Source organism: Sinomicrobium pectinilyticum (genome assembly GCF_003725735.1).
Classification (GTDB): Bacteria; Bacteroidota; Bacteroidia; order Flavobacteriales; family Flavobacteriaceae; genus Sinomicrobium; species Sinomicrobium pectinilyticum.
Map to the genome: position 1 here is coordinate 1 of NZ_RJTM01000204.1, position 9,291 is coordinate 9,291.

8 protein-coding genes and 1 tRNA gene are annotated in these 9,291 nt (G+C 43.7%); all 9 read left to right on the forward strand.

Annotated elements, in window-relative coordinates; all coding sequences use genetic code 11:
* Nucleotides 1–403 precede the first annotated feature (403 nt).
* The 9 genes from ED312_RS23205 (at nucleotide 404) to ED312_RS23245 (ending at nucleotide 9,246) form a co-directional block, all read left to right on the forward strand.
* Nucleotides 404–2,611: a LamG domain-containing protein gene (locus tag ED312_RS23205; protein WP_170164614.1), complete on the forward strand. Its 2,208-nt coding sequence runs from the start codon at nucleotides 404–406 to the stop codon at nucleotides 2,609–2,611.
* 106 nt (nucleotides 2,612–2,717) lie between these two features.
* Entirely contained in the window at nucleotides 2,718–4,079 is a 1,362-nt protein-coding gene (locus ED312_RS23210) for a Gfo/Idh/MocA family protein (RefSeq protein WP_123218407.1), read from the forward strand.
* A 55-nt stretch (nucleotides 4,080–4,134) separates the two neighbouring features.
* Nucleotides 4,135–4,902 carry a 3-keto-disaccharide hydrolase gene (locus ED312_RS23215; protein WP_123218408.1) on the forward strand — a complete coding sequence of 256 codons (768 nt, stop codon included), beginning with the start codon at nucleotides 4,135–4,137 and terminating at the stop codon, nucleotides 4,900–4,902.
* Nucleotides 4,899–5,519, forward strand: a complete 621-nt coding sequence (locus tag ED312_RS23220; protein ID WP_240643179.1) for a 3-keto-disaccharide hydrolase — start codon at nucleotides 4,899–4,901, stop codon at nucleotides 5,517–5,519. Before ED312_RS23215 ends, ED312_RS23220 begins: the two co-directional genes overlap by 4 nt.
* 143 nt (nucleotides 5,520–5,662) lie before the next feature.
* Nucleotides 5,663–6,217 carry a glutathione peroxidase gene (locus ED312_RS23225; RefSeq protein WP_123218409.1) on the forward strand — a complete coding sequence of 185 codons (555 nt, stop codon included), beginning with the start codon at nucleotides 5,663–5,665 and terminating at the stop codon, nucleotides 6,215–6,217.
* Nucleotides 6,218–6,653: 436 nt separating this feature from the next.
* Nucleotides 6,654–7,817 carry a trans-sulfuration enzyme family protein gene (locus ED312_RS23230; protein ID WP_123218410.1) on the forward strand — a complete coding sequence of 388 codons (1,164 nt, stop codon included), beginning with the start codon at nucleotides 6,654–6,656 and terminating at the stop codon, nucleotides 7,815–7,817.
* A gap of 112 nt (nucleotides 7,818–7,929) precedes the next feature.
* Nucleotides 7,930–8,631 carry a bacillithiol biosynthesis deacetylase BshB1 gene (bshB1, locus tag ED312_RS23235; protein WP_123218411.1) on the forward strand — a complete coding sequence of 234 codons (702 nt, stop codon included), beginning with the start codon at nucleotides 7,930–7,932 and terminating at the stop codon, nucleotides 8,629–8,631.
* A 62-nt stretch (nucleotides 8,632–8,693) separates the two neighbouring features.
* Nucleotides 8,694–8,769 (forward strand) — tRNA-His (locus tag ED312_RS23240).
* A 144-nt stretch (nucleotides 8,770–8,913) separates the two neighbouring features.
* Nucleotides 8,914–9,246, forward strand: coding sequence for a hypothetical protein (locus ED312_RS23245; RefSeq protein ID WP_123218412.1), 333 nt, complete (start codon nucleotides 8,914–8,916; stop codon nucleotides 9,244–9,246).
* The last annotated feature ends 45 nt before the right edge of the window (nucleotides 9,247–9,291 follow it).

Sequence of the window (9,291 nt, forward strand, 5' to 3'; positions counted from 1 at the left end):
CCTTCACTAAACAGTGAGGGGTTTTTTTATACCCCACACCGAAAGAAAACACTATTCCAAATACTAAAACCTGCTATTTACTCCGCAATATCCCGGAACTGTCAATTTTAAAAATTCCCGCATATGAGAATTTCTTCGTTTGGCCGGACAAACAAGACATTAAGATATTTCCAAATTTACAGGGGCTGAAAACTTCCCGTCCCGTGCACTTCATGATTGTTATAAAAAATGATCTATTTCTTTTATCCGGTTTTGAACAGCTTTTCTTTTTTTATACTTTAGGAGAAAATTAAGAAGTAGCCAACCAATGCCTGCCCGGAAATTTTTATCTGTTTTATTCCTTCTGTTACTTGCTTTTGCAAGCACATCGTTTTACGGACAATCTTTGTCCGAAAGTATTTTTTTGACAGAAGAGGGCCTTACCCAAGCCGATTTTAAATTGAAGCACGGTTACCGTGCTTTCATGTTCGATGCAGATAAATTCACAGAAGAGCACATCCGTATTTTCCGGACTTTCCTGGAAGGAACGGAGACACCACAGGTTGTTGTTTTTTTCGTAAAGGGAAATTATAACGGTTTTATTGATAAAGTAGAAGCATCCGGCCTGTCCCCTTTTTTGGAAAAGGAGAGCAAAGTGCTATTAAATACTATGGAGGACAACGGGTTGTTGGTGTTTGCGGAAGGAGGCACATCATCTGCTTTTGCCATGGAGAACTGGATTAATTCTCTGATTTATAAAGGAGATTCGCTTCACGGGCAAGACAGGTGCAGGCCTTTGACTTTTGTGGATATACAAGATGAAGAAACGGAGAATACGACCAAAAGCATATTGCAGAACTTGTTGCGGAAGGAAGGCAAACTTCCCAATTTTATTCATACCGATATCCCGTCTTTATGGCGGCCTTATATAGACAGTATTTCCGGGTTGTCTTTTAAACGCGCGGATGTACACCTGGGTAATCGTCCGCTTGAAGGGGTAAAATGGAAAGAATTACCGCACACACAATCCTGTGGTCCTATTGTTACCACCTCGGAGAAGCTTTCCCCGAAAAAGCGGGGATACTGGTTTTCCCCGGATATTTTTTCGTTCAGTGGCAGTGTACGTGGCAGCATAAAAGTATTTCAGGCGTATCCCTATGACATAAAAGAAGGGCTGCGGTATTACCTTCCGTTACGGGAAAATACGGCTAATACCGTACCTCCATATGATAACGGGACCTATACCGATGTGAAGTTTGAAGAAGACGAGGAGCGGGGACGGGTAGCCTGCTTCAACGGGAAGACGAGTTATATAGACTTCAGGGATGCCCGGGATTCGGATTTTAATGAAATAACCGTATCGGCATGGGTAAAGCCCGAAGAAATTACCGGAAGCCTGAGCCTTGTAGGTAAAGGAGAAGCTTTTTCCGCTAAAATATTTAACGGAAAACTACAATTCACCACACCGGGGCTTAAAGACCATTATAGCGAAGGAAACCTGCTCGGGGTTAATACATGGACACATCTTACCTATGTGTATTCTCTAGATAAAAAAATATATTTTTATATAAATGGCGAACTGGTAGATGAAACTACGGCATCCGCTCTGGAGCAGACCAGCCATTCCGTTCTCATAGGTTCCAACCTCTGGGGACAGTATTATAAGGGGAGGCTCAGCGAATTTTGCGTCTGGAACAGGGCACTCAGCGATAGTGAAGTCAGAGAAGTGTATGCTTCTGGTGTTATTCCGGTTTCCCCGGCTAGCGTTATGCCTTATGCTACAGGTGGTGTATTGTTTTTCGTCATTATAAGTGCCTTATTCTATTATCGGAAGAAAAGAAAAGGAAAAAAAGTTCCGGCTATTGCCGTAACGAAAGAAAAGAAAACAATCCCCGATAGCATTGAGAAATATAGGAAGAACAAAATACAATTGCTGGAAGAGTTCAAGCTTATCGGTAGTAGTGGCGAAGACATTACCTTCCGGCTGTCACCTAAAAGAAAGGAACTCCTTCTCCTGCTGATCCTGTATACGCTCAAAGAAGGAGGAATATCGTCGCGAAAAATGGGAAATTTACTCTGGCCGGGTTTTTCCGCGGATAGTGTGAAAAATAATCGCAGTACCCATATTAAGGAGATCCGCAATATTTTCGAAAACGAACTGGATGTATATATTGTGTACGCCAACAAAATGTGGAGACTGGAAGCAGGGAATAATGTGGAGATAGATATCTGGGAGATAGACCGCAGAATTCCGGTATTTTCACGTAGCAAAGAAATATTACCCGATAAAGACAGTATTTTACAATGGGCCGATCTGGTAAGTCGTGGCCCTATTCTTCCTCAGACTGAACTGGAGTGGGTAGATATTTTTAAATCCGATTATGCCAATAAGATACTGGATGTACTCGTACCATGTATGGAAAATACAGAGATGTTTACGGATGAAGAAGAACTTCGCATTATCGGGGCCATTCTTACGACCGATTCTCTCTATGAACCTGCAGTGCAGCGTAAAGTATCCATTCTTTTACGGGGAGGCAAACACACGCTTGCCAAAAAGGTGATAGATCATTACAAGAGGTTATACGAGAACTTTTACGGGGAAATATGTGAACCGGATTTCCCGGTGTAATGATGGTAAAATAATGTAATTTTTTGTTATTACCCCGAATATTACCCCGGTTAATATCCCGTGTGCCAGTAAGTTTACAGCAGTTAAACTTTAAAATCAACCGACTATGGAGAACAAAAGAAGATCCTTCCTGAAAAATCTCGGCCTGGCGGGAGCAGCAACTGCAGTAACCCCGGCGATCCTTGCCAAAGACACCATGGGTACACAGGGCAGTAAGGTCACTTACCTGAACAGACCGGCAGCCAATTCCTCAGGAGAACAAGCGCTGAAGCTTGCCCTTATAGGCGCGGGGGGAATGGGAACAGAAGATATGAATACTGCCCTCAAACACGACAATGTAGAGATGATAGCTGTTTGTGACCTTTATGACGGACGCTTGGACCAGGCCAGTGAAAAATGGGGAAATCACTTATTCAAAACAAAAGATTATAAGGAAATATTAAAGCGAAAAGATATTGATGCCGTTATTATCGGTACCCCCGACCACTGGCATAAACAAATCAGTATTGATGCCTTGAACGCCGGTAAACATGCGTACTGTGAAAAACCGATGGTACATTCCGTAGATGAAGGGCATGAGTTGATCAATGCCTGGAAAAAATCCGGAAAAATATATATGGTCGGTAGCCAGGGGCTTTCTTCTTTGGGTAATGAAAAGGCAAAACAGCTTTTGGCAGAAGGGGCTATAGGAGATATCAATTACGCTGAAGGTTTCTGGGCAAGGCACTCTCCCCTGGGAGCCTGGCAGTATGCTGTGCCGGAAGATGCTTCTGAAAAGACAGTAGACTGGACCAGGTATATTTCCAATATAAAAAAGCATCCTTTCGACCCGCTTCGTTTTTTCCGTTGGAGAAATTACCTGGATTATGGTACCGGTATGTCCGGTGACCTGTTTGTGCACCTGTTTTCCAGTTTGCACTTTATAACCGGTTCTTACGGGCCCGATGAAATATCGGCCATGGGTGGGCTGCGGTACTGGAAAGACGGCCGTGAGGTTCCGGATGTTTTACTGGGGATATTCAATTATCCGGAAAGCCGGCAGCATCCCGCTTTTAATCTGTCCCTGCGCTGTAATTTCGTAGACGGGACCAGTGGTTCTACATACCTTAAAATTGTGGGAAGCGAAGGCGCTATGGAAATTACCTGGGATGATGTGGTATTGAAACGGAATAACCATATAGATGCAGATCCTTTCCTTCAGGAAAAAGTAAAAGAAACAGGCGGATATGCGGGCAGAAAGAAAATACTTCCGCCGACTGAGACCGTATATCAGGCAGAAAAAGGATACAAAGGGGCTCATTACGATCATTTCGCCAACTTTTTCCGGGCTATTCGTCATGGTGGGACGGTAGTGGAAGACCCCGTGTTTGGTTTCCGTGCCGCAGCCCCGGCATTGCTGTGTAATGATAGCTATTTTCAAAATAAATACATTAAATGGGACCCGGTACAGATGAAAGTAATCGGATAAGAAGAAGGAAACTGTTAGACAAAATCAGAAATATTTTATTCAAAAATCAACAAAAATGAAAAAAACACTGATAACCCTTGGTGTGGCAGTTTTGGTTTTCGGGGCTTGTAAGACCGAGAAAAAAGAACGGCAAAAGGAAACTGAAATGCCGAATGCCATGGAAATGCCTCTGAAGGATAATATCCTGACCGACAAGGAAAAATCCGAAAACTGGGTATTACTTTTTGACGGGAAAACCGCAGACGGATGGCGAGGCTATAACCAGGAAACCCTGCCCGATGGCTGGGTGGTCGAAGACGGCACGCTGAAATCCCTTGGAAAAGGTGGGGACATAGGCGGAGACATTGTGTACGGAAAGGAACCTTTCGAAAATTTTGAGCTTTCCATGGAGTGGAAAATAGCCGAAGGAGGGAACAGTGGGGTTTTCTATCATGTCCTGGAGGGAGAACAATACGATGCTCCCTATTACAACGCTCCCGAATACCAGATGATAGACCAGATAGGATTCCCGGAAAAACTGGAAGATTGGCAGTCTATAGGAGCGGATTACGGGATGTATACTCCCAATTACGAAGGAGCTGTAAAACCCGCGGGAGAATGGAACTCTACCCTTATCGTATTTACCCCTGAAAAAGTTACCTATTGGCTCAACGGGAAAGAAACAGTAGAGTTTGAGCCGTGGTCCGATGATTGGAAAAAGCGGAAGGGCGAAGGGAAGTGGAAAGACTTTCCTGATTACGGCAAGGCAAAATCAGGATTTATCGGCCTGCAGGACCACGGAAGTTTTATATGGTTTAAAAATATTAAAATAAGAAAATTATGAGGATTTACACTATGAAAAACGGAATACTAGCCTGTCTGATGGCCTTGATCCTGAGCGGATGTAATTCAGGAAAAACAGAGCTCTTTAACGGAAAAGACCTTATCGGGTGGAAAATATACGGTACGGAAAAATGGTATGTCGAAGATGGGCTTTTGGTTGCCGAAAGTGGCCCGGACAAAGAATACGGGTACCTTGCCACCGACAAAAGCTATAAGGACTTTGAACTGGATGTGGAGTTTTTACAGGAAGCTGACGGTAACAGCGGTGTTTTCTTCCGTTCCGATATAGAAGGGACCAAAATTTCCGGATGGCAGGTAGAAGTAGCCCCGCCCGATCTTCACACAGGAGGAGTTTACGAGTCCTATGGTCGGGGATGGCTCATAAAACCCGAACCGGAAAAGGAAAAAGCGCTCAAATACGGTGAGTGGAACCATATGAAAATAAAAGTACAGGGCGACCGTGTTACCACCTGGCTCAACGGAGAACAGATGATCGATTTTACAGATGATAAAATAGGAGAAGCCAACGGTAAAATAGCACTGCAGATTCATGATGGGGGAGGAATAAAAGTATACTGGAGGAACATAACCTTAAAAGAGATTTCCGGAGTAGAATAAATTATACTTTCTCACCAGGAGCAACTCCCGGATAAAGGCAGTATCCTCTCAAGGAACTGTCGGTTTCCGGGAGTTTTTATTTCTTGTTTTGTCTTTTGTATTACCCTCAAATATAATTACCTTAGATGTAAATATTCAGAATGATGAAAAAACTGTTAATCCCGGCCTTTATATTGTTATTTGTGACAGTGTATGGGCAAAAACAAAATGTTATGGATAAAGAAACGATTTACCAGTTTGAAGTAGAAGACCTGTATGGCAATACCTTTGATTTCAGTGATTTGAAAGGAAAGAAGATCATGGTGGTAAATACGGCAAGCGAGTGCGGACTTACCCCGCAATACGAAGGCCTGCAGGAACTTTACGACATGTATAAAAACAATAATTTTGTGATCGTCGGTTTCCCGGCTAATAATTTCGGAGGGCAGGAGCCCGGAAGTAACGAGCAGATAGCCGCTTTTTGTAAACAGAATTATGGGGTGACCTTTCCTATGATGAGCAAAATTTCGGTGAAAGGGAAAGATATGCACCCTGTTTACGAATTCCTTACCCGGAAAGCGAAAAATGGCAAGGAAGATTCGGAAGTAGAATGGAATTTCCAGAAATACCTGATCGATGAGTCCGGTCATCTGGTAAAGGTTATTGCTCCGAAGACCCTGCCAAATGATCCCGTTATCACCGACTGGATTAAAAGCTGAGAAAATACGAATGACAAAAGGTAAAACAGGACTTCTCCGGACCGTGTGTGTCGCCAGACAACTAGAAAAACCTGGGAAAGGCCATAGAGAGGATAAAAAAGCAGCTTCGGAAGGAGTACAGATCGTATGCCGGTAAGAATTGTTTAACTCTCTTTATTTTTGTAGTACGGAAAAACAATTGAATATTATAGAATTGCAATGCCTGGTAAACAGGTTGGTAATGGCTTGCGTATACCGTTCTCATGCCAATTTTGTATTGCCGGCAATCTGTCATTGAGCCTGCTTATAACTGTAGAAAGGATGACAACCCCTTCTCCCTTCAGGACCGTTTTAAGGACAGGGAAGTGGTAGGGATTGATTTGACCGGCATTATCCGGGGGATTATGAGGTTTCTATTATTTGAATCAGCAAGAACCTGAAATATAACTTAACCCTTATGAAAGACAAGAAACCAGAGTTAAACACTTTGTGTGTACATGCCGGAGAACTCCGGGATGAAAAATACCGGGGAGCAATATCTCCCTTGTACATGGCTACATCCTATGCTTTCGAAGACGTGGAGGCAAAACGTTACCCCCGTTATTTCAATACGCCGAACCAGGAAGCCCTTTCCCGTAAAATTGCGGCGCTGGAGCATACGGAGAAAGCATTATTGTTTGGTAGTGGCATGGCTGCGATCAGTTCGGCATTGATGGCATTTCTGCACCGGGGCGACCATGTGGTGCTGCAGAAGACCCTGTACGGCGGAACTTTTAATCTGGTAACCGAAGAATTTCATAAATTCGGGATCGAATATACATTTACAGAGGGATGGGCCCCCGAAGACTTCGAAACCTGTATCCGTAAGAACACCAGGGTCATTTTCATAGAAACCCCTTCTAACCCGTTGCTTACGGTAACCGATATAAAAGCAGTTGCCCAAATAGCTTCAAAACACGGCCTGGTATCTATGCTCGATAATACCTTTGCCAGCCCGGTGAACCAGAACCCGGCCGATTTTGGTATAGACCTCGTTATCCACAGTGCCACCAAATACCTCGGGGGACATAGTGATATACTGGCCGGAGCCGTGGCAGGTTCTGAAGAGCATGTGGAGAAAGTCCTGCAGTTTGGTAAAAATTTCGGGGGAAACCTGAGCGATTATACGGTATGGTTGCTGGAGCGAAGTATCAAAACACTTGGGCTGCGTGTAAAGGCACAAAACCGGAATGCCAGAAAATTGGCAAGGTTCCTGCAAAAACACCCGGATGTATCTGCCGTATATTATCCCGGCCTGAAAAGCCATCCGGACCATGCCCTGGCAAAACAACAAATGAAAGGGTTCGGAGGAATGTTATCCTTTGAGCTACGTGACGGATTGGATGCCCGGCAGTTTATGAAGGAACTCCGTTTAATAAAACCTTCCATGAGCCTGGCCGGGGTGGAGAGTACCATTAGTTCTCCCATGCTTACTTCCCATGCCTTGCTGAGTACCGAAGAAAGGCATAAACAGGGAATATCCGACGGATTATTGCGTTTCTCCGTAGGAATTGAAGATAAAAAGGACCTTATAAAAGACATAGAACAGGCGCTGGTAAAAGTAACGGAGCTGGTAGGGTAAAAGAAAGCCATAAAAACAAAAGAAAAAGCCGGAGAAGTCTCTTTTTTTGCTTTGGAATAATAATTTTGCAGAGAGATAATTTTATAACCATTTAAGGGAAAGGAAGTCACAAGTGAAATTGGATATATTAGCTATCGGGGCACATCCCGATGATGTGGAACTGGGATGCGGGGCCACGATAGCCAAGGAAGTTGCGCAAGGTAAAACAGTGGGAATACTGGATCTTACGCGGGGTGAACTGGGAACCAGGGGATCTGCCGAACTACGCGATAAAGAATCGGCCCGTGCCGCTGAAATACTGGGGGTAGCCGTAAGGGAAAACCTGGCGTTTGCCGACGGGTTCTTTGTAAATGACAAAGAACATCAATTGGAGATCATAAAAATTATACGAAAATATCGTCCTGAAGTAGTACTTTGCAATGCTGTTGACGACAGGCATATAGATCACGGAAAAGGAAGCAAGTTAACCAGTGACGCCTGTTTTTTAAGCGGGTTGGTAAAAATAGAAACCGGGCAGGAAGCATGGCGGCCAAAACAGGTTTACCACTATATCCAATGGAAAAACCTCGAACCTGATGTAGTTGTGGATGTGTCCGGGTTTATACATATGAAAGTAGAGGCCGTTTCTGCTTACACATCGCAATTTTTTGATCCGCACAGTAAGGAGCCGGAGACACCGATCAGCAGCAGGAACTTTTTGGATAGCATCACCTACAGGGCCAGGGATTTAGGCCGTATAGTAGGGGTGGACCACGCGGAAGGGTTTACGGCGGAACGCCATGTGGCGGTACGTTCTCTGCAGGATTTGATATAAAAAATTACATTTTTTCTTTGCGGATAGACGATAAAAAATTACATTTGCATCCGCAATTAAATGGTGGTTGTAGCTCAGTTGGTTAGAGCGTCGGATTGTGGTTCCGAAGGTCGCCGGTTCGAGACCGGTCTTCCACCCGTGAAGGAGCATTCTCTTGAGGATGCTCTTTTTTGTTTTTAGGGAAAAGGAAGGCTGTTCGGCTGTTCAAGAAAATCATTTTAAGAGCAAAGAGGATTTTATATATCTTTATGGCAAATCAAAAAGCAATAAAATGATTTATAGATGAAAAAAGTATTACTACTATTAGGAATATTCCTTTTATGGAGCTGTTCAGGTGATGATGAGATAAAGGTGGATGATGAAAACGATCTCTCTCAGGAAGAAATTGAAAGGAAAGAACATGAAAAATTAAAGTATAAACTGGGGAATAGTAAAATAATTTTTGACTTTGGTGTTCAACACGAAGAGCTGATAGAGGAATTGGAAGGTTTCGAAGAGCATCATTTGAAAAGAATCGATCCCTTGGAAGAGTATGCTGTGGTAAGTGATGAAACTCCAATTTTTGGAAAATACCAAACCCAGGTGAACTCTCCAATACGGGGGTCTGTAAATTAAACTCTGTCTGGTTGTTCTCCCCTGCGGGGGGTACCCCCCGCAGGG